Here is a 25,442-nt window from a genome sequence, read left to right as displayed (position 1 = left end):
CATGGGCAGGCTGCATCGGCTGAAGGAGCGGTCAGAGCGCCCGCATCACGGAGACAACCTTGCCCATGATGGTTGCGTGGTCGCCCAGAATCGGTTCATAGCGCGTGTTCTGCGGCAGCAACCAGGTGTGCCCGTCGCGCTGCCGGAAGGTTTTCACCGTTGCCTCTTCGTCGAGCAGCGCCGCAACAATGTCGCCGTTCTCTGCGGTGTGCTGCTGCCGAACCACCACCCAGTCGCCGTCGCAAATGGCAGCATCGATCATCGAATCGCCGGAAACCTTCAGCATGAACAACTCGCCGTGCCCCACCAGCTGCCGGGGCAGCGGCATGACGTCCTCGACCGCCTGGTCCGCCAGGATCGGTCCGCCGGCGGCGATCCGTCCCACCAGCGGCACCATGGCCGTATCGGATGACGTGGTGAGTTCGGACACCGCGACGCCACTGGAGCTGCGCAGCTGCTGCGGCTCGTCCACGCCCACGATTTCCACGCCGCCCTGTTCAAGCGTCAGCGGAGTGAGGATCTCCATGGCCCGGGGACGCTTCGGGTCCCGCCGGATGTAGCCCATCTTCTCCAGTTGGGCCAGTTGATGGGTGACGCTGGACAGGCTTGCCAAGCCGACGAGGTCGCCGATCTCGCGCATCGACGGCGGGTACCCGTGGGCAATAACGGAGCGCTGGATGGTTTCCAGGATCTTCTTTTGCCGCGGCGTCAGGCTGCGTCCGACCTTGACAGGGCGGCCTCGTCGCCGCGCTCCGGCAGTGGTGGTGGTCTCTTCGGACATATCCGGCCCCGGTCTTCCCATGATGGTCCAGGTGCCGGGTCTGGCTGATGCGGAACCGGCACTCGGATTGCTGTCTCGACTGTTTTGTCAGTGGCGGCTGATGCACTGCAATTCACAGCCGCTCATGCCATCAACGCTAGGCGAGGCGGTGAGGAATTTCAAACATTTGTTCGACTGAGTCTCGACAACAGTCGATCACCAGTGCTAAAACTGTAGACGACGTGTTCGAAGATACGTTCGAACGCAGTGGTTCGATGATCGAAACCAGTCGAAATAGATCGAAAATCGGAAAGGTGGCACCATGTCCGCCCAGCTCGCACCGCAGTCCGCAGACTTCCGCGCCAACGCCCCCCTCCGGCTTACCCGCCGGGGCCGTTTGCTGCTGATTGGCCTGCCGCTCATGCTTGCCGCGGCCGTCGCGCTCACCCTGGTCGGCTTCTTCACCGCACCGGCAATGGCCGCTGCCGGAGGGCTGGGGCCGGGGCCGGCTGTTACCGTCACGGTCGGCAGCGGCCAGACGCTCTGGGATGTGGCAGTGCTGTCCGCACCCGACCGCAACCCGCATGATGTCATCTTCGAGATCGCGCAATTGAACGGCCTGGACGGGGACATCGTCCATTCCGGCCAGCAGTTGCTCGTGCCGTCAGCGCATTGAGGCAACCGTAATATGAGCCGCTTCGGCCCGCCCGATTCCTGCCCCGGGCGGGCCGAAGCTTAAGCTGGATCGGTGAGTGAGCAGCTAGAACGCCTGAACCGTCTGCCGTTGCGGGGTAATCTCCGGGGCCTGGAGCCATATGGTGCCCCCCAATTGGACGTGCCCATCCTGCTGAACGTCAACGAAAACACCCACGGCTTGCCGGAGACGGTGCATCAAGCTATCGTCTCGGCCGTCAGCGCCGCGGCTGCCGGTTTGAACCGGTATCCGGACCGCGAGTTTACCGAGCTTCGGACGGCGCTGTCCCGCTATCTGGGACACGGCCTCACGGCAGAGAACATCTGGGCGGCCAACGGTTCGAATGAAGTGCTGCAGCAAATCCTTCAGGCCTTCGGCGGGCCGGGCCGGACCTTGTTGAGCTTCCCTCCCACGTATTCCATGTACCCGTTGCTGGCCAGCGGGACGGACACAGAGTATGTTGCGGTGCCGCGTGGAGCGGACTTCACGATCTCCGCGGAAGCGGTTGCCGCTGCCGTCGCAGAATCCGCAGCCAACGTCGTCGTCCTGTGTTCCCCGAACAACCCGACGGGCACCGCGCTGGGCCTTGACGTCGTCGAAGCCGCCTACGAAGCGGGGGAGGCATCCAACGCCATAGTGATCGTGGATGAGGCCTACGCCGAATTCGCCCACGCCGGCACGCCGAGCGCGCTGACGCTGCTGCCCGGCCGGGAGCGGTTGATCGTCTCCCGCACCATGAGCAAGGCTTTCGCCCTTGCCGGTGCCCGTGTGGGGTACCTTGCCGCCGCACCGCAGGTTGCCGACGCCCTGCGCTTGGTCCGCCTGCCCTACCACCTGTCCGCGATCACCCAGGCGACGGCGCTGGCCGCACTGGAAAATGCGGACGCGCTGCTCGCCAATGTTGAGGACATCAAGACCCAACGGGACCGCATTGTCGACGGACTGACCGAACTCGGTTTGAAGCCGGCACCGTCGGACTCCAACTTCGTGTTCTTCGGCGGCCTGGACGACCCGCACGCGGTGTGGCAGGGGCTTCTGGAAGCCGGTGTGCTGATCCGCGACGTCGGGATTCCCGGACACCTGCGGGTGACGGCGGGCACTGAGGCCGAGACCACAGCCTTCCTCGATGGCATCAAGGCCCTGATGTCGAGCCGAGTCTCCTAAACTGTAGTAAGAGCGCACCGGCCTGGCCGGTCAACCATTTTCGTCAAAGGACCCCCATGACCGTGGATACCACCACCGGACGTACCGCACGCCTCGAACGCATCACCAGCGAGTCGTCCGTGCTGGTTGAACTGGATCTCGACGGCACCGGCCGATCCGAGATCAGCACCACCGTGCCGTTCTACGACCACATGCTCACCGCACTGTCGAAGCATTCGCTGGTCGATCTGACCGTGAAGGCCACCGGCGACACGCATATTGACGCCCACCACACGGTGGAAGATGTCGCCATCACGATCGGCGAGTGCTTGAAGCAGGCCCTGGGTAACAAGGCCGGGATCCGCAGGTTCGGCGAGGCAACGGTGCCGCTGGATGAGGCGCTGGCCCACGCCGTCGTCGACGTCTCCGGCCGTCCCTATCTGGTGCACTCAGGAGAACCGGCCGGCCAGGAATACCACCTGATCGGCGGGCACTTCACCGGGTCGCTGACGCGCCACGTTTTCGAAGCCATCACGCTGCACGCCCAGATCTGCCTGCACATGCGCGTACTGGGCGGCCGCGACCCGCACCACATCGTCGAGGCCCAGTTCAAGGCGTTCGCCCGGGCGCTGCGCGCCGCGGTCGAATCCGATCCCCGGGTCGAGGGCATTCCCTCAACGAAGGGTGCCCTGTGACGGCTGGACCCAAGGTCACCGTACTGGACTACGGATCCGGGAATGTGCGCTCGGTGGTCCGGGCGCTGGAACACGTCGGTGCCGACGTCACGCTCAGCCATGCTTCCGAGGACGTGCTCAACGCCGACGGGCTGTTGGTCCCCGGCGTCGGAGCCTTCGCCACGGTCATGGAAGGACTGAAGTCTGTTGATGCCCTTCGCTGGATCGGACGCCGGGTGGCCGGCGGCCGGCCGGTGCTGGGCATTTGTGTGGGCCTGCAGGTCATGTTCGAAGAGGGGGTAGAACACGGCGTCCGCACCCAGGGGATCGGGGAATGGCCCGGGGTCGTGGAAGCGCTGCCAGCCGAGGTGGTACCGCACATGGGGTGGAACACCGTTGACGTGGCGGAGGGCAGCCGGTTGTTCGCCGGCATCGAAGACGAGCGGTTTTACTTTGTGCACTCCTACGGTGTGCAGCACTGGAACTTTGATGTCACCCAGCCGGCGATGGCGCCGCCCCGGGTGACCTGGTCCACGCATGGGGCCCCGTTCATCGCCGCCGTTGAAAACGGTCCGCTGAGTGCAACGCAATTCCATCCGGAGAAGTCCGGCGACGCCGGCGCGGAGTTGCTCCGCAACTGGCTGAAGACGCTGCGATAGCCGTGGGCAGCCTTCTCCTCATGGCCCTGGCCGGGCTCCTGGCTGGCGGTGCCATCTCGTTCCGGCAACAGCGGCTGCCCAAGTGGGCTTCCATCGTCTTCTGGATTTTGGCCGGATTGGCCCTGCTGGCGGCCTACCTGCTCACCCTCGGTCCGACCGAGTAACCACCCACAGCCCGCGCAGCTGACGGCGCAGAAAGCGGAATCACTATGACGAACCAAACGCCCATCCTCGAACTCCTGCCCGCAGTCGACGTAGCAGACGGCCAGGCAGTCCGGCTGGTTCAGGGTGAAGCCGGCAGCGAGACCGGCTACGGCGACCCGCTGGAAGCCGCCATGGCGTGGCAGAACGACGGGGCCGAGTGGGTGCACCTCGTGGATCTCGACGCGGCTTTCGGTCGAGGCAACAACACAGAGGTGCTGCGCCTGGTCGCGGACGAGCTGAAGATCAAGGTGGAGCTCTCCGGCGGCATCCGCGATGATGAGTCCTTGGAACGGGCCCTGGAGTTTGGTGCCGCCCGCGTCAACCTGGGCACCGCCGCTCTGGAAAACCCGGAGTGGACCGCGCGGGCCATTGAACGGCACGGCGACGCCATCGCCGTCGGTCTTGATGTCCGCGGCACCACGCTTGCGGCCCGCGGCTGGACGAAGGAAGGCGGCGACATCTGGGACGTCCTGTCGCGGCTCGAAGATGCCGGTTGTGCCCGGTACGTGGTGACCGACGTGACCAAAGACGGAACACTGCGCGGACCGAACCTCGACCTGCTGCGGCAGATGTGCGAGCGGACCGACAAGCCGGTGGTGGCCTCCGGCGGTATTTCCAGCCTGGATGACCTGCGGGCCCTGCGTGAACTGGTTCCGACCGGAGTCGAAGGAGCCATTGTCGGCAAGGCCCTCTACGCGGGCAAGTTCACCCTGCCCGAAGCCCTCGACGTCGCCGGACGGCGCTGAGGTACCAGCGTGGCTAAGAAGGAGCTGCCAGCCCACATCGCCGCGGCACTCGCGGGCGCGGGCGGTGCGGGGGATTCGGCGGGCCAAAGCTGGGCCGGACGGGACCTGAGCGGCGAAGGAAATCCGCTGCACCAGTTCGATCACGACGACGGCAGCACCGACCCGGCCTATGAAGCGGCGCTCCAATGGCTGGCCGCCGGCACCGGGGGAGAAGCGGAAGTGGTGGCCGCCCTGGCCGACGCCCGCGTTTTCGTCCCCATTGTGGCCACGCTCGGAGAAGAGGCGGAGGGCAGCGGCGGCCTGACAACGGATAAACAGGCCGACATGGCCTTGGTGACCCTGCAAGCCCCGGACGGGCGCCGTGCGTTGCCCGCGTTCAGCAATGCCGCCGCTCTCGAAGCCTGGCATCCCGAAGCCAGGCCGGTTGCCGTCTATGCTCCGCGGGCGGCGTTGGCAGCAGTGTCCGAAGACGCAGAATTGATGGTCATGGATCCGGGCGCCGCGCTGACCTTCGTGGTCCGGCGCCCGGCCGTGTGGGCGTTGGCCAAGCAGCACGAATGGGTGCCCTCCTACCGCGATCCGGCGATGCTGGACTGGGTGGCCGAAGCGACCGACGCCGAAGAAGCAGTCACGGCTGCTTCGGTCGAGCCCGGTGCCGGCATCGCGGTGCGGACGGCCGATGGCTCGGTGGTGGCAGGCGGTGGCCACGGTCCGGAGCTTCGCTTGGTGCTGCAGGTGCGTGACGGTCTGGGCCGCCAAGAGTTGGCCGCCATGGCGGGACGGATTCAAGGGCGGCTACAGGCGCGGCAGGAATTCGCAGAGCGGGTGGATTCGCTGGAGTTGAAGTTCACCCGCTGAGCATCGCGCGGCTCCACCCGCAACAAAGGCACTACAGACGAGAACGACGCCGGTGCGGGGCACCGGCGTCGTTCTGGTCAGTTCTGGAGCTTTGCCTGGCTAGTTGACCGGGCCGGTGAACTTCTCGCCTGGGCCCTTGCCCGGCTCATCCTGGATGACAGAGGCCTCGCGGAAGGCGAGCTGCAGGGAGCGGAGGCCATCGCGTAACGGGCCAGCGTGCTGACTGCCGATTTCCGGCGCAGCAGCGGTCACGAAGCCGGCCAGCGCGGTAATCAGCTTGCGGGCTTCATCCAGGTCTTTGAGCTCTTCCGCATCGTCGCCGGCGGCCAGGCCGCACTTTACGGCGGCGGCACTCATCAGGTGGACTGCCGCGGTGGTGATGACTTCGACGGCGGGTACTTCGGCGATATCGCGCATCTGGCCCAGGACTTCCTGTTCCTGGGAGGAGGCAGAACCGGCGTCCGGCGCGAAGCTGTGGCGATGGTCGTCGGTCTGCGGATTGTTATCTGAGCTGCTCATACTGGTAAGCTTTTCACAGACCAATTGGATCCGGTTACTTATGTGCCTGAAAGCACGTGGGGAAAAGGGTCCGATCAGCAAGCGGAGACCTCTCCCACCCGTCGGTATGGCTAGCCAGAGCTGCCGGGTTACGGTCGGCAGGCTGCGGCCGGCAATGTTGAACGACATTGCCCACGCCCAGTCCGGGACTTCTCGGTTCCGCCTGCCGCCACTTCGAGGCCTTCGATTGCGCTTGCAATGGGAGGCCTTCTTTCATTGCCGGCGGCAGACGAATATCAGTGACAGGAGCCACCCATTAGCGAGCCAAGAATCAATGATCGTATCCGCGTTCCCGAGGTGCGTTTAGTCGGACCGAACGGTGAACAGGTCGGGATCGTCCGTATTGAGGATGCCCTGCGCCTGGCCACGGAATCGGATCTTGACCTGGTTGAGGTTGCGCCGCAGGCAAAGCCTCCGGTGTGCAAGTTGATGGATTTTGGCAAGTACAAGTATGAGGCTGCGGTCAAGGCACGCGAGGCGCGCAAGAACCAGACGAACACTGTGCTGAAGGAAATCCGGTTCCGGCTGAAGATCGACAAGCACGACTACGAGACCAAACGCGGTCACGCGCTGCGGTTCCTCGGGGCCGGCGACAAGGTCAAGGCCATGATCCAGTTCCGCGGCCGCGAACAGCAGCGTCCGGAAATGGGCATCCGCCTGCTGCAGAAGTTTGCCGAGGACGTCGCAGAGGTCGGCGTGATCGAATCGACTCCGCGGATTGACGGTCGCAACATGGTCATGGTGATCGGCCCGACCAAGAACAAGGCCGAAGCCAAGGCTGAGGCCCGGCGGGCCGCGCAGAAGGCAGATGCCAAGGCGGCCAACGAAGCCGGCAAGCAGCGGGTGGACACCAGTGACGATCAGGCGCCGATGACCCAGAGCCTGGGCGACCTGCTTCCGGAAGGCCTTGCCGCCATGGCGAGCCAGTCGGAGGAAACCGTCGAGGCACCCGCCGAGCAGGCCGCACCGGCAGTTGCAGAGCCCGAAGCGCCCGCCGAGGTTGAGAAGCCCGCCGTGGTTGAAGCAGAGGCCAAGACGGAGGAACAGCCCGAGGCGGAGCCCGCGGCTGCACCGAAGGCGGAGCCTGCTGCCGAGACCAAGCCGGCGGCCGCACCGAAGGCAAAGCCTGCTGCCGAGACCAAGCCCGCCGTTCCGGCGAAGCCTGCAGCGGCGGCCAAGCCTGCAGCGGAGGCCAAGCCGGCCGCTCCGTCCAAGCCTGCAGCGGAGGCCAAGCCGGCCGCTCCGTCCAAGCCTGCAGCCCCTGCGGAGGCCAAGCCCGCGGCACCCAAGCCCGCAGCACGGCCCAAGCCGGCGGCGCGGCCCGCAGCACCCAAACCTGCTGGCCGGTCCGGCTCCAAGAGCTAAGACCGTCCAGAGATCATCCGGCATTATGCCGGGCACATCCTTGTGTCCGGTGCCGGTAGACAAGTAAACCGCCGGTGCCCATAGTGGCGCCGCACGAGCCGAAGGTCCGCAACGACCTGAGGAAGACGTAAGGAGAACGGCAGCCATGCCGAAGCAGAAGACCCACAGCGGCGCCAAGAAGCGCTTCAAGCTCACCGGCAGCGGCAAGCTCAAGCGCCAGCAGGCCAACCGTCGCCACTACCTGGAGCACAAGCCTTCCACGCTGACCCGCCGCCTCGCAGGTGACAAGATCGTTGCTCCGGCAGACGTGCGCAATATCAAGAAGATGCTCGGCATCTAACTTTCTCCCTCCGGTCCGCGCGGCGTCAGCCTCGGGGCCATCCCAGCAAGTTTTGCCCCGACCGCTGATCGTTGCGGTCGAACCACCGGGCACCAATCATCAAAAGGAGTACGCACGTGGCACGTGTGAAGCGGGCGGTCAACGCCCACAAGAAGCGCCGGGTTATCCTGGACCGGGCTGCCGGATACCGCGGACAGCGGTCCCGCCTGTACCGCAAGGCCAAGGAACAGCTGCTGCACTCGTTCGTGTACAGCTACGGCGACCGCCGCAAGCGTAAGGGCGACTTCCGCCGCCTGTGGATCCAGCGCATCAACGCTGCCTCCCGCGCCAACGGCCTGACCTACAACCGCCTCATCCAGGGCCTGAAGGCCGCCGAGGTTCAGGTCGACCGCCGCATGCTGGCCGAGCTGGCCGTGTCCGACGCCAACGCCTTCGCGGCACTGGTGAAGGTTGCCAAGGACGCCTTGCCTGCCGACACTTCCGCTCCCGCCGAGCGCCCGGCCGCCGCTGCGAAGCCGGCCGCCAAGGCGAAGGCCGCTCCGGCTGCCAAGGCTGCTCCGGCCGCCAAGGCCGCTGAGGCCGGCGAAGTTGCCGGTGCCGTCAAGGCTGTTGACGGCGAGGACGCCCCTGCCGGCTACAGCATCAAGGGCAACCAGTCCAAGAAGTACCACGTCCCGGGTTCTACCTGGTACGAGAACACCACCCCGGTGTACTGGTTCGAGTCCGTCGAGGCCGCCAAGGCTGCCGGTTTCGAGCCCGCCGGCGGCGAAGCCCGCCAGAAGGTTGCCGAGTAAGCACCGGATGCATAAACCGCCATACGGCGACGTTATAGTCGCTGTATGAGCATTACCGGGCGCCCGCAAGCTACGATCATGTCCAACCCCCGAGCCGATCGGGTCAAGGATGTGGCCAAGCTTGCCGGGCGCTCGGTGCGTTCAAAACGCCGGCAGTTCCTCGCCGAAGGCCCCCAGTCGGTCCGCGAGGCGTTGTCCGCCCACCGCGCGAACATCGCCTCCGGCGGCGACGGGATCGTGGTCGAGGTCTTCGCTACCGAAGCCTGCCTGGACCGGTTGCCCGAACTGCTGGATCTGGCCGACGGCGTTCCACTGCGGCTGGCCACCGATGCAGTCCTCTCGGCCATGGCCGACACCGTCAACCCGCAGGGCATCGTGGCAGTCTGTCATTACCTGGACCGGCCGCTGAATGAGGTGCTGCAGACCAAACCGCTGCTGCTGGCCATCATGGTCCGGGTGCAGGATCCCGGCAACGCCGGCACCATCCTGCGGGCCGCCGACTCTGCCGGCGCCGACGCCGTCGTGCTGACCAGCTCCAGTGTCGACATCTACAACCCCAAGGCGGTGCGCTCCACGGCCGGATCGCTCTTCCACCTGCCAGTGGTGACTGGACACGATTTCGACGAGTTGGCCGCCGCCCTGCGAGCGGCCGGCCTGAGCATGCTCGCGGCCGACGGGTACGGAACCATCGACCTGGACCATTTGCAGGACCGCAGCGCGCTGTCCCGTTTGGGGGAGGGGACCGCAGTGGCGGACGACGGCGCTGCTCGCCTTCCGGATCTGGCGTCGCCAACTGCCTGGCTCTTTGGCAACGAAGCCCAGGGGCTGTCAGCGGAGGAGCTCGCTGCAGCGGACCACCGGGTGGCGGTGCCGGTCTACGGCCAGGCCGAAAGCCTCAACGTAGGCACCGCGGCCACGGTCTGCCTGTATGCCTCGGCAAGGTCGCAGCGACGGGGCACCCAGCCGGTTTAGCCACTCCCAAACGACCCGGGCGGACGGTACCGTAAGAACCGCGGTGACTGGACTATGACCGGGAATGGCCTGGGAGGTAAAGGATGGCAGCCAGCGGAGGAACCAAGGCGATCGTGGCGGCTCTGGCCGCCAATCTAACCATTGCGGCGCTGAAGTTCATCGCGTATTTCCTGACCCGATCGTCGTCCATGCTGGCCGAGGCCATCCACTCGGTGGCCGACTCCGGAAACCAGATCCTGCTCTTGGTCGGCGGAAAACAAGCCGCACGTCAGGCCAGCCCCAGCCACCCGTTCGGTTACGGCCGAGACCGTTATATCTACGCATTCATCGTGTCGATCGTGTTGTTCAGCGTCGGCGGATTATTCGCGCTGTACGAGGCCTACCATAAGTGGCAGGATCCGCATCCCATCGAAGGTTTCTGGTGGTGGGTCCCGCTGGCGGTACTGGTCGGTGCGATCATCGCCGAATCCTTCTCGCTGCGCACCGCTATCAGGGAGTCCAATCCCGTGCGCGGCGGCACCGGCTGGGTCGATTTCATCCGCCGGTCGAAGTCGCCGGAACTGCCGGTGATCCTGCTGGAAGACTTTGGTGCCCTCCTGGGGCTGGTGTTCGCCTTGTTCGGCGTCGGCCTGACCCTGCTGACCGGCAACGGTCTGTGGGACGCAGCCGGCACGGCCATGATCGGTTTGCTGCTGGTGGCGATCGCCGCCGTGCTCGCCATAGAAACCAAGTCCCTGCTGCTCGGCGAGTCCGCCACGCGCCAGCATATCCGGCTCATCGAAGAAGCCATCGGCGCCGTCGACGCCACCCGGGTCATTCACCTCAAGACCATGCATCTGGGGCCCGAGGAACTCCTCGTGGCGGCCAAGATCAGCGTCGGGCGCAGCGACTCAGGGCAAGAGATCGCCAGGTTGATCGATGCAGCCGAAGCCCGTATTCGCGATGCGGTGCCGATCGCCACCATGATCTATCTGGAACCGGATATCTACCGGTCGGAGTCCGTGCGTCCCGCGGCACGCGAGTCCTGATTCGTCGGGTGGCGGAGGGGACGGGTGCCAGGCCGGCAGGGGCCCTACTCAGCGGCGGACGCTGTGCCGCTTCTCGATCGCTCCGCTGACTGCGGCGATGACCAGGCCCAAGGCCGCCAGCCCGGCGCCGACCAGGGCCGGGGCCGCGAAGCCCCAGCCCCAGGAGATCACCAGTCCGCCCAGGAAGGCGCCCAGCGCGTTAGCCAGGTTCAGCGCCGAATGGTTCAGCGAGGCAGCCAGAGTCTGCGCGTCGGGCGACGCGTCCATCAGCCGGGTCTGCAGTGCCGGAATCAAGCTGGATCCCGCCACGCCCAGCAGGAAGACCAGCGGAACCGCGAGCAGCGCAATGGAGGACGCTGCCCAGAAGAGCACCAGCACGACGACGATGGCCGTCATGACCTGGTAGATGGTGCCCATCACGGACCGATCAGCCAACCGGCCGCCGATAAACGTGCCGACGACCATTCCCAAGCCATAGAGGCCGACGATCAGCGGCAAGGCGGCCGGGGCCAGGCCGGTGACTTCCGTCATGGTGGGACTGATGTAGGAGTAGACGGCGAAGAACCCGCCGAAGCCGACCACGCCGATCAACAGCGCCAGCCACACATGGATGCGTTTCAACGCGCGGAGTTCGCGGCGGATGCCGGCCTCTTCATGGGCGGGGCTGAAGGGGACCAGGCGTTGGATCATCAACACCGTCACCACCCCGACGATGCCCACGGCCACGAACATCAGCCGCCAGCCGTACTGCTGACCCAGCCAGGTCACCAACGGCACGCCGACGACGTTGGCCACTGACAGGCCCAGCATCACCATCGCAACCGCCCGGGCACGTCGGCCCGGCGATACCAGCGAGGCCGCAAGGACCGCGGCCACGCCGAAGTAGGCGCCGTGCGGCAGGCCGGAGATAAACCGCGTGACCAGCATGGTGGCGTAGTCAGGCGCGAGGACGGATGAGAGGTTACCCAGCGTGAACAGGACCATCAGCCCCAGCACCAGATGCTTGTGCGGCAGTCGGGCTCCGAGGCCTGCCAACAGTGGCGCCCCGACCACCACGCCCAAGGCGTAAGCGGAGATCAGATGCCCGCTCTCCGGGATGCTGATGTTGAGGCCCTGGGCCACGTTCTGAAGCAGGCCCATGATGGCAAATTCGGTGGTGCCGATGGCGAACCCGCCCATAGCCAGCGCAACGATGGCCCAGACCGTCCGGCGGTTGTCGGTCTGCGTCCGTGGGGCTGCCAGGGCGGCTGAATTCATCTGTCGGCTTTCGTTTGAGCTGCATCGGGTGCACGGGAAGGGGAAGGATTGCGCCGTTGCGGAGGGAGCGGCGGGATGTCGATGACCGCCGAGGCGCCGGCAGTTACTGTACGGCAACACATCAGCGCTCTGTCCAATTCCGGCTGGGCCCAAAATGTGGGCCGTAGCACAGCCGTCGCCGGGCGCGGGCAGGGGCCAACCGGACCGTAGACTGGTCGGCGTGCACATCAGCCTGAAACAAATTGTCGGCGCAGCGATCCTCGATCACCGCGCAGCACCCGTCGGATTCCTGGCCGCCCGGCGCACGGCGCCGGAGGCGCTGGCCGGCCTGTGGGAGTTCCCCGGCGGCAAGGTCGAGCCGGGGGAGAGCTGCGAGGACGCCCTCCGGCGCGAAATCCGTGAGGAGCTCGGCGTGGAGATAGAACTTGGCGCGGAGGTGATCGGTCCGCACGAGCAGGGCTGGACGCTGAACGAAACGGCGGCCATGCGGGTCTGGTGTGCGTACATTACCGACGGGCGGCCGCAGCCGCTTGAAGACCACGACGAGCTGCGCTGGATCAGGCTGGACGAGCACGAGGCCACGTCATTGCCTTGGATTCCGGCCGATTTTCCGATCGTCGCTGCTGTCCTCAAGACGGCCAAGGCGGTTGGCCGCCCGGCCTGACAAAGTCCCCCAGCCCGCCACACGGCCCGGACCTGGTGCCCCATGGCTGGACCAACGGTTAGAACAACGTCGCCTGCCCAACATCAGGTTCTGCGGGTGCGTTCGGTCCTCGGCTCGGCCGGCCAGCAGAAGCGTCAGTCTGCGGTGTGGTGACGTCGCGCAGCCGGGCTCCACTCTGCAACCCGTGCCGCCGCTTGGCAGCGCCCACCCGGGCGGCCAGCCAGCGCCGGTAATCCTTGGAGGCATAGGTTCCGCCGTCGTAGAGGCGGCGGTAGCTGCCAACCAGTTGCGGATACTCCCTGGCCAGCCACTGCATGTACCATTCCCGCGCGCCGGGGCGAAGATGCAGCGCGCCCGCAGTCATGCTGGTGGCACCGGCGGCGGCCACCGAGGCACACAGATCGTCGAGCGCCTCTTCGGAATCCGTCAGCCAGGGCAGGATCGGCATCGCCATCACCGAACACGGCAGGCCGGCGTCACTGAGCTTGGCGATCAGGTCCAGCCGCGCCCGCGGCGTCGGTGTTCCCGGCTCCACCCGGTGCGCCAATCCGGCGTCCGTCATGGCCAGCGAAATCCCCATGCCGACGTCGACGTCTCTGGCCGCCTCATGCAACAGGGGCAGGTCGCGGGCCAGCAAGGTCCCCTTGGTCAGGATCGAAAACGGCGTGCCGGACTCGGCCAGTGCCTTGATGATCTCCGGCATCAGCTTGTACCGGCCTTCTGCCCGCTGATACGGATCCGTGTTGGTACCCATGGCCACGTGTTCGTGCTTCCATGACGGCTTGGCCAGTTCCCGGCGCAGCACCTCGCCGGCGTTGATCTTCACCACCAGTTGGCTGTCAAAGTCCAACCCTGTATCAAGGCCAAGATAGCTGTGGGTGTTGCGCGCGAAGCAATAGGCGCAGGCATGCGAGCAGCCCCGATACGGGTTGATGGTCCACGCGAAGGGCATGGCAGACTGGCTGGGAACCCGGCTAAGCGCGGACTTCGCCAGCACCTCGTGAAAGGTGATTCCCGCGAACTCCGGCGTCTGCACACTGCGCACCAGGTTGCTCAGTTTGGCCAGCCCCGGCAACGCAGCCGGTGACTCGGCGGTAACTAACTGTCCATCCCAGCGCATGCATTCATTAGAACACATCTTCTAATGGTTGCGCAGCGCTGGAGCGGGGAGTGGGGAAGTCGATCCCGCGCGGAGATGGACAAGCCGGGCGGAGAACCGATGCCCGCACGGGGATGTTTAGTGCAGACTGATGACGTGAGCGGAATCCGGTGGGTGCTGCACGTCGATCTCGACCAGTTCATCGCGGCCGTGGAGGTGCTTCGGCGGCCGGAGCTTAAGGGCAAGCCGATCATCGTCGGCGGTCGGGGCGACCCCACAGAACGAGCCGTCGTGTCGACCGCATCCTACGAGGCCAGGGCGTTTGGTGTGGGTTCCGGAATGCCTCTGCGCATTGCTGCCCGGAAAGTGCCGGAGGCGGTGATCCTGCCCGTCGATCACGAGGCCTACCTCGCGGCGTCAGCAACGGTGATGGCTACCTTGCGCGCGCAACCCGGCGCCACCGTGCAGGTGCTGGGTTGGGATGAAGCCTTTATGGGCACCGAGACGGACAATCCGGAAGCGTACGCCCGGCGGGTGCAGGCCGCTGTTTTGGAACGAACCCGGCTGCATTGCAGTGTCGGCATCGGCGACACCCTGGTTCGGGCCAAGGTCGCTACCGGTTTCGGAAAGCCCGCCGGAGTCTTCCGTCTCACCGCCGGGAACTGGCTCGACGTCATGGGCAGCCGGCCAACCAAGGACCTCTGGGGCGTCGGCGCCAAAGTGTCCGGCCGGCTGGCCAAGCTCGGCATCAACACCGTCGCCGACCTCGCCGCGAGCGACCCACAAGACCTGGTTCCGGAGTTCGGCCCGAGGATGGGTCCTTGGTACGCGGAGCTCGGGCGGGGAGAGGGTGCCAGCGTTGTGGATGACACCCCGTGGATTGCCCGCGGGCATAGCCGGGAGACCACCTTCCAGCGCGACCTGACCGAGCCTGCCGAGGTGGACGACGCCGTGAGGGAGTTGACGGTGCGTGTGCTTGAAGATGTTGTGGCCGAAGGGCGGCCCGTGGTTGGGCTGACCCTTAAAGTTCGGTATGCGCCGTTCATCACCAAGACCCACGCGAAGAAGATTCCCGAGACTTTCGTCCGGGACGACATCCTTACGCGGGTCTTGGAGTTGGCAGGTGCGATCGAAACGGGCCGCCCGATCCGGCTCCTCGGACTGCGGGCCGAAATGGCAATGCCCGACGGCGCCCGTCAGGGACATACCCCGACGCGCGGCGGTTGGTGATGGCGTCGCTGCCGCCGGGCCGGTACATGGTGCTCCGGTACATGGTGTGCCGGGGGACCGGGGCGGCCGGCGCACCCAGGGACCGGGTCGGCCGGAGGACCCGGGGGTCGGGTGGGCCGGGTGTGCCGGGGGTCACACCACCGGAGCGGCCGGATCACGGCGACGGCCCGGCCCCCGCCGGACCGTCCGTTCGGTGTAGCCGCCGGCGCGCAGACCCGCGTGCCGTTCGAACAAGTTCCGCGATGCCGGATCGCCGGTCCGCCACAAAGACCACAGTGCGGCACAGGCGTAGAGCGGCAGGAACGGCAGGCCGAGGCAGAGCGCGTATTGCGTGCTGTGGCGTGACTCATGGGCCAAGAGCAGCGGGCTGTCGGCCAAGCCTGCGGCAGCCCGGCGGAGGAGCACCACATTGCCCACCGTAAAGGCGGAGGCTTTGGGCAGCCGGGGCCGGTAGCCGTGGGCCAGGATCAGGCCCTTCGGGCCGCGGGCCAGGCTGCAGCGCGCCGCCGTGGCCAGGCCCAGTCCGGCCAGCGTGGACCCGTTGAGCAGGTTCCAGCCGGCACGCAGCTTCTCCAACGGCGTCATGGACCCATCGTAGGCGTTTCGGGCCGGTGCCCGCCGGTGAACTAGACTGGTGTGGTTGCCCGTGCGCGGGCGGAAACCCTTTAACCTATTCCGAGGTCCCAACAGCACATGTCTGACGTGACACCCCCAGCCCAGGAGCAGCTCGTGCCGAGCCCGCTCGATGAAGCGGCAGTCGCCGCCGCCGTCGAGCAGGCGATGATGGCTTTTAAGGCCGCCTCAGACCTGGACGAACTCAAGACGGCCCGTCTCGCCCACGTCGGCGAGAAGTCTCCGCTGAGCCTGGCCAACCGAGAAATCGGCAAGCTGGCCAAAGAAGACAAAGCGGCCGCCGGCAAGATCATTGGCCCGGCCCGTGGACGCATCAACCAGGCGCTGGCTGCCCGCACCGCAGAGCTGGAAGCCGAGCGCGAAGCGCAGATCCTGGTCGAGGAAGCCGTGGATGTCACCGCGGCTCCGCGGCGCCGTCGTGCCGGTGCCCGGCATCCGCTCTCCACGCTGCAGGAGCGGGTCAGCGACATCTTTGTCGGCATGGGCTGGGAGATCGCCGAAGGCCCGGAAGTTGAATCCGAGTGGTTCAACTTCGACGCCCTGAACTTCAAGCCGGACCACCCGGCGCGCGAGATGCAGGACACGTTCTTTGTGGAGCCGCCGGAAGCACACCTGGTGCTGCGCACCCACACTTCTCCGGTGCAGGTCCGTTCCATGCTGGAACGGGACCTGCCCGTGTACGTGCTCTGCCCTGGCCGGACCTTCCGCACCGACGAGCTGGACGCCACCCACACACCGGTGTTCCACCAGTTCGAGGGCTTGGCAGTGGACAAGGGCCTGACCATGGCCGACCTGCGCGGCACTCTGGAGCACTTCTCCCGGCAGATGTTCGGTGCCGAGGCGAAAATCCGGCTGCGTCCGGCGTACTTCCCGTTCACCGAGCCCTCCGCCGAGATGGACATCTGGCACCCGGGCGCCAAGGGCGGCCCGCGTTGGATCGAGTGGGGCGGCTGCGGCATGGTCAATCCGAACGTGCTGCGCGCGGCCGGCATCGATCCGGAGGTCTACTCCGGCTTCGCCTTCGGCATGGGCATTGAACGCACCCTCATGTTCCGCAACGACGTCCCGGACATGCACGACATGATTGAAGGCGACGTCCGCTTCAGCCAGCACTTCGGGATGGAGATCTAGAAGAATGCGTATTCCCCTTTCCTGGCTGCGCGAGTACGCGCAGGTTCCCGTTGACGCAACCGCCGAGGACGTCATGGCCGACCTCGTTACGGTTGGCCTCGAAGAAGAAGATGTCCACCGTCCGTCCGACTCGGTCTCCGGGCCGATCGTGGTGGGACAGGTCCTGGATGTGGTCAAGGAACCGCAGACCAACGGCAAGACCATCAACTGGTGCCACGTCCGCGTGGTGCCGGAGGGCGCCGAGCAGCAGCTCACCGGCGACGGGATCGACCCGTCCGGCGTGCAGGGCATTGTCTGCGGTGCCCACAACTTCGAGCCCGGTGACAAGGTAGTGGTGACGCTGCCCGGCGCCGTCCTGCCCGGAGACTTCCGGATCACCCCGCGCAAGACCTACGGCCACACCTCCGCCGGCATGATCGCCTCCGCCCGCGAACTCGGCATCGGCGACGACCACGACGGCATCATTGTGCTCTCCCGGCTGGGCCTCGACCCGGAAATCGGCACCGACGCGATGGAACTGCTCGGCCTGACCGACGAGGCTGCCGAGATCAACGTGACGCCTGACCGCGGCTATTGCTTCTCCATCCGGGGCGTGGCCCGCGAATACGCGCTCGCCACCGGTACCTCCTTCACCGATCCGGCCGCGCAGGTCGAGGTTGCCGAAGCGAGCGGCGAGGGCTACCCCGTCCGGCTCGAAGACCAGGCCCCGGTGTACGGCAAGCCCGGCTGCGACCGGTTCGTGGCCCGCGCAGTCCGCGGCGTCGACGCCTCGTGCCCCACCCCGCAGTGGATGGCCTCGCGGCTTCGCCTGGCGGGCATGCGCTCCATCTCGCTGGTGGTGGACATCTCCAACTACGTCATGCTGGAACTGGGACAGCCGCTGCACTTCTACGACGTGGACAAGCTGCAGGGTCCCATCGTGGTCCGCCGGGCCAACCCGGCGGAGACCTTGGTGACGCTGGACGGCAAGGAGCGCAAGCTCTCCACCGAGGACCTGCTGATCACCGACGACCGCGGCGCCATCGGGCTGGCCGGCGTGATGGGCGGCGCGGAAACCGAAGTCGGGGACGGCACCACCAACGTGCTCATCGAGTCCGCCCACTTCGACGACGTCTCCATGGGCCGCACCCGGCGCCGGCACAAGCTGCCGTCGGAGGCATCCAAGCGCAACGAGCGCGGCGTGGACTGGGAAGTGGCGGATGAGGCGGCGCAGCGTGCCGTGGACCTGCTGGTGGAACTCGCTGGCGGCACCGCCGACACCACGGCAACGGACGCCGGAACGCGCCCCGCACCGACGGTGATCGAACTGCCGGACGGATTCGCCTCCCGCCTGATCGGCTTCGACTACAGCGCCGAGCAGATCGAAACGGCCCTGACCGGGATCGGTGCTTCGATCGAACAGTACGACGGCGGACTGCGCGTCACCGCGCCGAGCTGGCGTCCAGACCTGGCGATCAAGGAAGACCTGGTCGAGGAGATCGCCCGGCTGGTGGGCTACGACCGGATTCCGGCCACCCTTCCGGTGGCGCCGCCGGGCCGCGGCCTCACCCGGGGCCAGCAGCAGCGCCGCCGCGTGCTGCAGTCGCTGGCCGACGCGGGCCTGACCGAGGTGCTCAACTACCCGTTCGTCTCCACGGAGCAGAACACAACCTTCGGCGCACCCCGGACCGGCTCCGAGGTGGCCGCGGTGAAGCTGGCGAACCCGATCTCGGCCGAATTCGGCTATCTGCGCACCAGCCTGCTTCCCGGCCTGCTGGAGACTGCCCGCCGCAACCACTCCCGTGGCTTCCGCGATCTGGCGCTGTTCGAAGGCGGCCTGGTGTTCCTGCCCGGCGAGAAGGTTGGGTCACCCGTGCTGCCGCCGCTGGGCGTCAAGCCGTCCGAGGAGGTGCTGGAGGAGCTGTTTGCCGGCATCCCCGAGCAGCCCTGGCACGTGGGCGCCGTCCTGACCGGACACGAGGCCGCCCCCGGCGCCGGGTTCACCCCGCGTGCCTGGGAATGGTCCGACGCGGTGGATGCCGCGCTGACCGTCGGCGACATCCTCGGCGTCGACCTCGTGGTCGCCCAGGGCGGGCACCAGGCCTTCCACCCCGGCCGCACCGCACAGCTCACCTTGCGCACCGGCGAGGTGGTCGGCTACGCCGGCGAGCTGCATCCGAAGCTGCTGGCGGACCTGGACCTGCCGGCACGTACCGCCGCCATGGAACTGAACGGCGAGGCTCTCTTCGAGGCCGCCGCGGATGTGATCGTGGCCAAGCCGCTGTCCACCTTCCCGCTCTCCACCCAGGACGTGGCCCTGGTGGTGGACTCTTCAGTTCCGGCCGAAGCGGTCCGCGAGGCGCTGCGTGAAGGCGCCGGTGAACTGCTGGAGGACATCGCCCTGTTCGACGTGTATTCCGGCACCGGAATCGAGCCCGGCAAGAAATCGCTGGCCTTCGGGCTGAGGTTCCGCGCGGACGACCGCACGCTGACCGCCGACGAGGCATCAGCGGCACGGGCACAAGCCGTGGAGCTGGCTGCGGCCCGCTGCGGCGCCGTCCAGCGCTAACCGGCTACTGAAGTGAATAACGACGGCGGGGCCCACCGACCCAGGTGGGCCCCGCCGTCGTGGGGGAAAGGGAAAAGTAACGCATGAAGGCCCAGGTGATACTGCAGTTGGTGCAGCTGCAGGACGGGTTCGCGGCTGACAGCGAGCCGGACCGGCGACCCAGCATCCGCACACGCACACGTGAAGCCGTCCGTCTGCTGGCGGCGCAGGAACTGAACGTGGACGCCGACCGGATGCGGCTCTCGTTTGACTGCCGCAACTGCCAGCGCGGCAATGATGGCCGGCATGGCCAGCCGCAGCTGCTGCTGGACGGTGCTCCAGCGGCCGCCCGCCTGAGCTACGCACGGTCCGGACGGTGGCTGCTGGCCGCGCTGTCTTTCCGTCCCGTGCTGCTCGGGGTCGACATCGAGGACGCAGGTGATGACGCTTTCCGGCCCGAGGACAATATTGACGCCGTCATGCTCACCCCCTCCGAGCGGCCGCTGGTGGAGCAGGCGGTCGATCCGCGCCGGCTGAGGGCTCAGCTCTGGACCAGGAAAGAGGCGGTGCTGAAGTCCACCGGCCACGGGCTGCGACTGTCGCCGGACACGATCGGCGTCGCCGGTGCCAACGGCGAACCTCGGCTGTCCAGCTGGCCCGGCGAAGCAGGGGACCGTCCGGGCCTGCAACTGCTGGACCTGGCCTTGACGGAGGCCGGCGCGGCCGTGCCGCCTGGCCTCGCCGCAGCGCTGGCGGTCGGTGGGTCAGCCGACCCGAAGATCACCTACCGGGAAATCGCGGTAGTCCAAGGCTGAACAGCCAGGGTGCCAGCAAGTGCTCAGCCGGCTGGCCGCCGGTGCCCCATTCCGCATCGGCGAGTGCGAGAAACGCCGTGGTGTCCACAGATCCGTGCGCATTCGCGGTGCACCAGCGGCGCAGCAGCCTGAAGAACGTTTCGTCGCCCATCGCCAGGCGAAGGGCATGCAAAGCCAAGGCACCGCGCTTGTACACGCGGTCGTCGAACATCTGCTCCGGCCCCGGGTCGCCGACGCGGATGTCCTGCGGCAGTCCGGCGAGCTTGCCCCAGGCGGCCTTGGCCCGTTCACCGGCAGTGGCCCCCCCGGATTCCTCGGACCAGATCCACTCCGCGTAGCAGGCAAAGCCCTCATGCAGCCAAATATCCTGCCAACGGGCGGCGGTCAGCGAGTTCCCGAACCACTGGTGCGAGAGCTCATGCGCTATCAGCCGCTGCGACTCCCACCCGGTGTCCAGATGGTTGCGTCCAATGATGGACAGCGATTGCGCCTCGAGCGGTATCTCAAGCTCGTCGTCCGCCACCACCACGGTGTACCGGTCAAACGGGTACGGACCAAAACGATGGACAAATACTTCCATCATGTGTTGCTGGTCGGCCAGGGCTGCGATGGCCGAGTCCCGCAGGGCGGCAGGGACGGCCGCAAACTGCGGGACGCTGGTTCCGCTGTGGGCCCCGTGCCCGGTACCCGGGCCGCCCAAGTCATGCAGGAGATAACGTCCCACCTGGATGGTCGCCAGGTACGTTGCCATCGGGCGGGCCATCACGTACTCCCACGTTTCCCGGCTGGCCTTCTTCGTATGAGACACCAGTTCGCCGTTGGCAACCGCACGGTAGCCGGCATCGGTGGTGAAGCTGATCCGGTAGCTGGATTTTTGGCTGGGATGGTCGTTGCAGGGGAACCACGTCGGTGCCCCGTTCGGCTGCCCGGCAACCATGACGCCGTCGGTCAGTTCTTCCCAGCCCACCTCGCCCCACGCGGACCGGCGCGGCCGCGGCGTTCCCGCGTACCGGATCTCGATGCTCAAAGCCGCACCGGCGGGCAGCTCCAGGTTCAGGTCGAGGAGCAGCTTACCGTTCCGCTGCGTGGATTTGGCGGGACGTTGCCCGTTGACACTGACCTTGGCGGCCTGCAGGCCCACCAGATCCAGCTCCAGCCGGGCGGTGGGTGTCAGGGTCCGCCCTGTCAGCACGGCACGGCCGGAGAGTCTGTTGGCCGCCAACCTGCACTCAAGCTCAAGGTGGTAGTGGTCCACCGCGAACGCGGCGCTGCCGCTGCCCGGTGTATAGGCATCCGGAATGGCGGGGATCCGGCCCGGCGCTGCCGTCTGTGTGTCTTGTGAAGAAGGAGTCATGAGGCGTCAAAAGTCCAGGGTCGTACGGGGTTGCCCATCCAGTAACTGGCTGCGGGAACGGTTTCACCACGCATGACCAGCGATGCCGGGCCCACGGTGGCTCCCTCGGCAAGGGAGGCGGCCGGAAGGATGACTCCGTGCGGACCCATGGTGGAACCGGCCGCCAGCTTCACGGTATCAATGTTCATGATGCGGTCGTGGAACAGGTGGGTCTGCACGACGCAGCCGCGGTTGACCGTGGAGCCGTCGCCGAGGGCGACCAGGTCCGCTTCGGGCAGCCAGTAGCTTTCGCACCAGACACCGTGGCCGATGGTGGCACCGAGGCCGCGCAGCCACCACACCAGGGCGGGTGTTCCGGAGGCGGCGCGTCCGAACCACGGGGCGCTGACCATCTCCACGAAGGTGTCCACGACTTCGTTGCGCCAGATAAACGAGCTCCACAGCGGATGTTCGCCCCGCCGGATCCGCCCCACCAGCAGCCATTTCGCCAGCACGGAACTGCCGGCGGCCACCGCGCCTGCCGCCATCATCACCACGCCGCCGAGCAGCGCCGCGGGGAGATAGCCGATGGAAGCTGCCAGCAGGTCGAACGCAGCCAGCACACATAGCGCCAGTGCGCCGGTGACGGCGACCGGCACGAACCGGCACAGCTCCCACAGACTCCGCGCCAGCTTCAGCTGCAGCGGGGGCGCGAAGGTGCGGCTCAGGTCGGCTTCCACAGCCGTACGGCGCAGACGCACCGGCGGACTGCCGAGCCAGGAGGAGCCGGCCTTGGCCTTGGCCGGAGTGGCGGACAGTACCGCCACCAGGGCGTTTTTCGGGACCTTCCGTCCCGGCGCAGTGATGCCCGAATTGCCCAGGAAGGAGCGCTTGCCCAGCTTGGCCGGGGCGATCTTCATCCACCCTCCACCGAGTTCATAGGAGGCGACCATGGTGTCATCGGCCAGGAAGGCCCCGTCTCCGATGGTGGTCATTTTCGGTAGGAGCAGCACCGTGGACGCCTCCACATTGCGTCCCACCTTGGCGCCGAGCAGGCGCAACCAGACCGGGGTGAACAAACTGGCGTAGATGGGGAAGAGGATATCGCGGGCCATATCGAGGATGCGTTCAACTGCCCAGACCCGCCAGCCTACGAAGCTGCGCACCCGGTGGTGCCCCTCGGTGATGCCGAGGGAAAGCACGCGGACCGCCCCCGCGATCAACAGCAGATTGGTCAGGAACCACACCAGTGCGGCGGCCGGCACGGCGGCCAGCAGGGGCAGGAAGGCATCGGCCAGACTGATCCGGCCGGAGAGCAGCGGCAGCACGACGGCGATGCCGGCGGCGGCCCCGGCAAACGGAATCAGGGCTATCAGGGCCGAAGCCAGCGCGGTCCAGAGGCCCCACAGCGGTGCGGATCTGGCCGGCGGATCGGGCCACAGTTGCTTGGCCCGGCCGGTGCGCACGGCAGGCGATCCGGACACATTGGTGCCGGCCTTGACCCGTCCCATGACAGCCGAGCCGGGGGCCACGGTGGCGCCGTCGCCGATTCTGGCTCCGGGCATCAAGGTGCTGCGCGCGGCGACGACCGCGCCGGCGCCGATGTGCACCGCTCCGAGGTGCAGTTGGTCGCCGTCGAGCCACCAGCCGGAAAGATCCACTTCCGGTTCAACGGAAGCACCGGCACCCACCGTGAGCCAGCCGGTCACCGGTGGCACGGAGTGCAGCGTGGCATCCGGGGCGATCCGTGCACCGAGGGCACGGGCATAGTAGGGGACCAGCGGCGCGCTGGCCAACGAAACAGCCGAAGCGGTGTCGGCGATCTGTTCCGCCAGCCAGAGCCGCAAATGCACCCGTCCGGACCGCGGATAGCTGCCCGGTTCAACCCGCCTGAGCAGCAGCCTGGCTGCCAGCACTGCGATGCCCATCCTGCCCGGCGGGGAGACGAACACCGCCCAGCTGGCGGCAACCCACCACCACGACACCGTCGGGGCTGCGGTGAGGATGCCGAGGATGGACAGCACATTGTTCAGGGTCATCAGGTAGGTCAGCCAGCGCATGCCGGCCAGGACCATGAGCGGAATGCCCATTAACGTCTGGAAAATCTGGGACCTGCGCAGGGTCCGGCGCACCGTGCGCTCTTGTACTCCATCGGGAATGGAGCTTCGTGCGGCCTCGATCAAGGCGCCGAACCGGGGGTGGGCGTAAATTTCCGCCACCGCAATGGTCGGGTAACGGCCGCGCAGACGGGAAACGAGCTGCGCGGCGGCCAGGGAACCGCCGCCGAGGGCGAAGAAATCGGCATCCAGACTTGCCACCGAGGTGCCCAGCACGGCGGTCCATTGTTCGGCAATCCACTCCGCATCCGGCTCCAGATCGAGGGTCCCGGCGTCGCTGCCGTCCGTGGCGCCGGCGAGCGGCCACGGCAACGCATTGCGGTCCACCTTGCCGCTCGTCTTGGTCGGCAGCGTGTCCACCACGGTGAGCAAGGGGATCAGCGGAGCCGGAAGCTTGCCTGCCAACTGGCGGCGGGCGGCCCCGAGATCATAGTCCGGCTCGGCAGCCAGGTAGCCGACCAGGAGTTGGTTTCCGGCGGCCGTGGTCTTCACGGCGGCGGCACCGCCCGCGACACCGGGCAGTGCCTGCAGCGCGGCGTCGACTTCGCCGAGCTCGATCCGGCGTCCACCCAGCTTGACCTGTTCATCCGCCCGGCCTACGAACAGCAGGCCATCGGGCTCATACGTCACCAGGTCACCGCTGCGGTACGCCCGCCGCCAGCCCAAACTCGGCATCGGTGCGTATTTCTCCGCGTCTTTGGCGGAATCCAGGTAGCGGGCCAGACCGACGCCGCCAATGATGAGTTCGCCGGTTCCGCCCGGTGGCACGGGTATGCCTTCGCCGTCCACCACCGCGAGGTCCCAGCCGTCCAGCGGCAGGCCGATTTGCACCGGCCCGTTGCCCGTCAGCGGGGCGGCGCAGGCCACCACCGTCGCTTCCGTTGGACCGTAGGTGTTCCACGCTTCCCGGTCCGGAACAGCCAGCCGCTGAGCCAGTTCGGGCGGGCATGCCTCGCCACCGAAGATCAGCAGCCGCACATTCTCCAGCGCTTCGGCCGGCCACAGCGCGGCCAGAGTCGGGACGGTTGATACCACGGTGATGTTGCGGCTGAGCAACCAGGGGCCCAAATCCATGCCGCTGCGTACCAAGGCCCGCGGGGCCGGAACCAGGCAGGCGCCGTGGCGCCAGGCCAGCCACATCTCTTCGCACGATGCGTCGAACGCCACCGACAGCCCGGCCAGCACCCGGTCTTGTGGCCCCAGAGGTTCCTGCTGGAGGAACAACCGGGCCTCGGCGTCGACAAACGCCGCGGCGGAGCGGTGGGTGACGGCAACTCCCTTGGGTGTTCCGGTGGAACCTGACGTGAAGATCACCCAGGCATCGTCGTCGAGGGTTGGCGCACGGGGCGCCGGATAGGGCGCATTCAGGCCTGGGGCGGTGCTCACGGTGCCGTCGCCCAGAATGCCTGCGACCTTGGCCTCGCCGAAGACCAGATCCGCACGCTCCTGGGGATCGTCGGCATCCACCGGAACGTAGGCGGCGCCGATGGCGAGAACCGCAAGGATGCCGACGTAGAGTTCGATGGTGCCGGAGGAGATCCTGATCCCCACCTTGTGCCCGGCACCCAAGCCGGCGGACCGCAGCTCGTCGGCCTTGGCATGCACCGCGGTCCGCAGCTGCGCGTAGCTGAGGGACCGCCGTCCGTCGTCGAGCGCCGGCGCATCGGGATGCGTTTCGGCGCTGGCACGCAACACCTCAATCAGGGTGCGGGGATCGGGCGTCAGTGCTGCACCCGACAGCTGGGGCTGGTAAACCATCACCGGCAGATCCTCCCCGCCGAAGGTGAACACTCGGTGAATTTTGTCCGCCCCACGGCCCGGATGCGGGCAAGATCACGGAC

24 protein-coding genes are annotated in these 25,442 nt (G+C 67.0%); 17 read left to right on the top strand and 7 right to left on the bottom strand.

What is annotated here, in order from left to right; all coding sequences use genetic code 11:
- Nucleotides 1–31 precede the first annotated feature (31 nt).
- Nucleotides 32–802: a transcriptional repressor LexA gene (lexA, locus tag AB0N75_RS17145; RefSeq protein WP_364652150.1), complete on the bottom strand. Its 771-nt coding sequence runs from the start codon at nt 800–802 to the stop codon at nt 32–34.
- Nucleotides 803–1,082: 280 nt separating this feature from the next.
- Here lexA and AB0N75_RS17140 point away from each other — a divergent pair, with 280 nt between their 5' ends.
- The 7 genes from AB0N75_RS17140 (at nt 1,083) to AB0N75_RS17110 (ending at nt 5,738) form a co-directional block, all read left to right on the top strand.
- On the top strand, nt 1,083–1,436 hold the full coding sequence (locus AB0N75_RS17140) for a LysM peptidoglycan-binding domain-containing protein (protein ID WP_364652149.1): 354 nt from the start codon (nt 1,083–1,085) through the stop codon (nt 1,434–1,436).
- Between the two features lie 72 nt (nt 1,437–1,508).
- Nucleotides 1,509–2,618 carry a histidinol-phosphate transaminase gene (locus tag AB0N75_RS17135; protein ID WP_364652148.1) on the top strand — a complete coding sequence of 370 codons (1,110 nt, stop codon included), beginning with the start codon at nt 1,509–1,511 and terminating at the stop codon, nt 2,616–2,618.
- Nucleotides 2,619–2,674: 56 nt separating this feature from the next.
- Nucleotides 2,675–3,292 (top strand): imidazoleglycerol-phosphate dehydratase HisB, encoded by a 618-nt coding sequence (hisB, locus tag AB0N75_RS17130; RefSeq protein WP_127511699.1) that lies wholly within the window; start codon nt 2,675–2,677, stop codon nt 3,290–3,292.
- Nucleotides 3,289–3,930 carry an imidazole glycerol phosphate synthase subunit HisH gene (gene hisH, locus AB0N75_RS17125; RefSeq protein WP_364652147.1) on the top strand — a complete coding sequence of 214 codons (642 nt, stop codon included), beginning with the start codon at nt 3,289–3,291 and terminating at the stop codon, nt 3,928–3,930. The genes hisB and hisH overlap by 4 nt, the downstream gene beginning before the upstream one ends.
- Before the next feature lie 20 nt (nt 3,931–3,950).
- Complete coding sequence (locus AB0N75_RS17120; RefSeq protein WP_364652185.1) at nt 3,951–4,094, top strand: hypothetical protein; 144 nt, start codon at nt 3,951–3,953, stop codon at nt 4,092–4,094.
- A 45-nt stretch (nt 4,095–4,139) separates the two neighbouring features.
- Nucleotides 4,140–4,880 (top strand): bifunctional 1-(5-phosphoribosyl)-5-((5-phosphoribosylamino)methylideneamino)imidazole-4-carboxamide isomerase/phosphoribosylanthranilate isomerase PriA, encoded by a 741-nt coding sequence (gene priA, locus AB0N75_RS17115; RefSeq protein ID WP_364652146.1) that lies wholly within the window; start codon nt 4,140–4,142, stop codon nt 4,878–4,880.
- A gap of 9 nt (nt 4,881–4,889) precedes the next feature.
- Nucleotides 4,890–5,738 carry an SseB family protein gene (locus AB0N75_RS17110; protein WP_364652145.1) on the top strand — a complete coding sequence of 283 codons (849 nt, stop codon included), beginning with the start codon at nt 4,890–4,892 and terminating at the stop codon, nt 5,736–5,738.
- Nucleotides 5,739–5,837: 99 nt separating this feature from the next.
- Here the strand turns inward: AB0N75_RS17110 and AB0N75_RS17105 are convergent, their stop codons facing one another.
- A complete protein-coding gene (locus AB0N75_RS17105; protein ID WP_364652144.1) occupies nt 5,838–6,257 on the bottom strand; it encodes a DUF1844 domain-containing protein in 420 nt (139 codons plus the stop codon).
- A 294-nt stretch (nt 6,258–6,551) separates the two neighbouring features.
- Here AB0N75_RS17105 and infC point away from each other — a divergent pair, with 294 nt between their 5' ends.
- The 5 genes from infC to AB0N75_RS17080 all read left to right on the top strand — a co-directional run bounded on the left by infC (nt 6,552) and on the right by AB0N75_RS17080 (nt 10,795).
- Complete coding sequence (gene infC / locus AB0N75_RS17100) at nt 6,552–7,661, top strand: translation initiation factor IF-3 (RefSeq protein ID WP_364652184.1); 1,110 nt, start codon at nt 6,552–6,554, stop codon at nt 7,659–7,661.
- A gap of 145 nt (nt 7,662–7,806) precedes the next feature.
- Entirely contained in the window at nt 7,807–8,001 is a 195-nt protein-coding gene (gene rpmI / locus AB0N75_RS17095; RefSeq protein ID WP_127511693.1) for a 50S ribosomal protein L35, read from the top strand.
- A gap of 116 nt (nt 8,002–8,117) precedes the next feature.
- Nucleotides 8,118–8,795, top strand: coding sequence for a 50S ribosomal protein L20 (gene rplT, locus AB0N75_RS17090; protein ID WP_364652143.1), 678 nt, complete (start codon nt 8,118–8,120; stop codon nt 8,793–8,795).
- Nucleotides 8,796–8,840: 45 nt separating this feature from the next.
- Nucleotides 8,841–9,767: an RNA methyltransferase gene (locus AB0N75_RS17085; protein WP_364652142.1), complete on the top strand. Its 927-nt coding sequence runs from the start codon at nt 8,841–8,843 to the stop codon at nt 9,765–9,767.
- 83 nt (nt 9,768–9,850) lie between these two features.
- Entirely contained in the window at nt 9,851–10,795 is a 945-nt protein-coding gene (locus AB0N75_RS17080; RefSeq protein WP_364652141.1) for a cation diffusion facilitator family transporter, read from the top strand.
- Between the two features lie 48 nt (nt 10,796–10,843).
- Here AB0N75_RS17080 and AB0N75_RS17075 read toward each other — a convergent pair whose 3' ends face one another.
- Complete coding sequence (locus tag AB0N75_RS17075) at nt 10,844–12,052, bottom strand: MFS transporter (RefSeq protein ID WP_364652140.1); 1,209 nt, start codon at nt 12,050–12,052, stop codon at nt 10,844–10,846.
- Between the two features lie 220 nt (nt 12,053–12,272).
- Between AB0N75_RS17075 and AB0N75_RS17070 the strand changes: the two genes are divergently transcribed.
- Complete coding sequence (locus AB0N75_RS17070; protein WP_364652139.1) at nt 12,273–12,716, top strand: (deoxy)nucleoside triphosphate pyrophosphohydrolase; 444 nt, start codon at nt 12,273–12,275, stop codon at nt 12,714–12,716.
- A gap of 58 nt (nt 12,717–12,774) precedes the next feature.
- Here AB0N75_RS17070 and AB0N75_RS17065 read toward each other — a convergent pair whose 3' ends face one another.
- Nucleotides 12,775–13,836 carry an Rv2578c family radical SAM protein gene (locus AB0N75_RS17065; RefSeq protein WP_364652138.1) on the bottom strand — a complete coding sequence of 354 codons (1,062 nt, stop codon included), beginning with the start codon at nt 13,834–13,836 and terminating at the stop codon, nt 12,775–12,777.
- Nucleotides 13,837–13,989: 153 nt separating this feature from the next.
- Between AB0N75_RS17065 and AB0N75_RS17060 the strand changes: the two genes are divergently transcribed.
- On the top strand, nt 13,990–15,045 hold the full coding sequence (locus tag AB0N75_RS17060; protein ID WP_364652183.1) for a DNA polymerase IV: 1,056 nt from the start codon (nt 13,990–13,992) through the stop codon (nt 15,043–15,045).
- 132 nt (nt 15,046–15,177) lie between these two features.
- On the opposite strand, the gene AB0N75_RS17055 is transcribed toward AB0N75_RS17060, so the two are convergent.
- Nucleotides 15,178–15,630 (bottom strand): hypothetical protein, encoded by a 453-nt coding sequence (locus AB0N75_RS17055; protein ID WP_364652137.1) that lies wholly within the window; start codon nt 15,628–15,630, stop codon nt 15,178–15,180.
- A gap of 108 nt (nt 15,631–15,738) precedes the next feature.
- Here AB0N75_RS17055 and pheS point away from each other — a divergent pair, with 108 nt between their 5' ends.
- The 3 genes from pheS (at nt 15,739) to AB0N75_RS17040 (ending at nt 20,151) form a co-directional block, all read left to right on the top strand.
- Nucleotides 15,739–16,809 (top strand): phenylalanine--tRNA ligase subunit alpha, encoded by a 1,071-nt coding sequence (gene pheS, locus AB0N75_RS17050; RefSeq protein ID WP_127511685.1) that lies wholly within the window; start codon nt 15,739–15,741, stop codon nt 16,807–16,809.
- Between the two features lie 4 nt (nt 16,810–16,813).
- Nucleotides 16,814–19,357 carry a phenylalanine--tRNA ligase subunit beta gene (gene pheT / locus AB0N75_RS17045; RefSeq protein WP_364652136.1) on the top strand — a complete coding sequence of 848 codons (2,544 nt, stop codon included), beginning with the start codon at nt 16,814–16,816 and terminating at the stop codon, nt 19,355–19,357.
- 83 nt (nt 19,358–19,440) lie between these two features.
- Nucleotides 19,441–20,151, top strand: a complete 711-nt coding sequence (locus AB0N75_RS17040) for a 4'-phosphopantetheinyl transferase superfamily protein (protein WP_364652135.1) — start codon at nt 19,441–19,443, stop codon at nt 20,149–20,151.
- On the opposite strand, the gene AB0N75_RS17035 is transcribed toward AB0N75_RS17040, so the two are convergent.
- A complete protein-coding gene (locus AB0N75_RS17035; RefSeq protein ID WP_364652134.1) occupies nt 20,117–21,505 on the bottom strand; it encodes a M1 family metallopeptidase in 1,389 nt (462 codons plus the stop codon). The two genes, AB0N75_RS17040 and AB0N75_RS17035, sit on opposite strands and share 35 nt — an antisense overlap.
- Nucleotides 21,502–25,359: a Pls/PosA family non-ribosomal peptide synthetase gene (locus AB0N75_RS17030; protein WP_364652182.1), complete on the bottom strand. Its 3,858-nt coding sequence runs from the start codon at nt 25,357–25,359 to the stop codon at nt 21,502–21,504. The genes AB0N75_RS17035 and AB0N75_RS17030 overlap by 4 nt, the downstream gene beginning before the upstream one ends.
- Nucleotides 25,360–25,442: the final 83 nt, after the last annotated feature.

Origin of the sequence: Arthrobacter sp. NPDC089319, from assembly GCF_040684925.1 — a bacterium.
Taxonomy (GTDB): domain Bacteria; phylum Actinomycetota; class Actinomycetes; order Actinomycetales; family Micrococcaceae; genus Crystallibacter.
The sequence above is the reverse complement of the archived record's forward strand: the minus strand, read 5'-3'. Positions and strand labels throughout refer to the sequence as shown.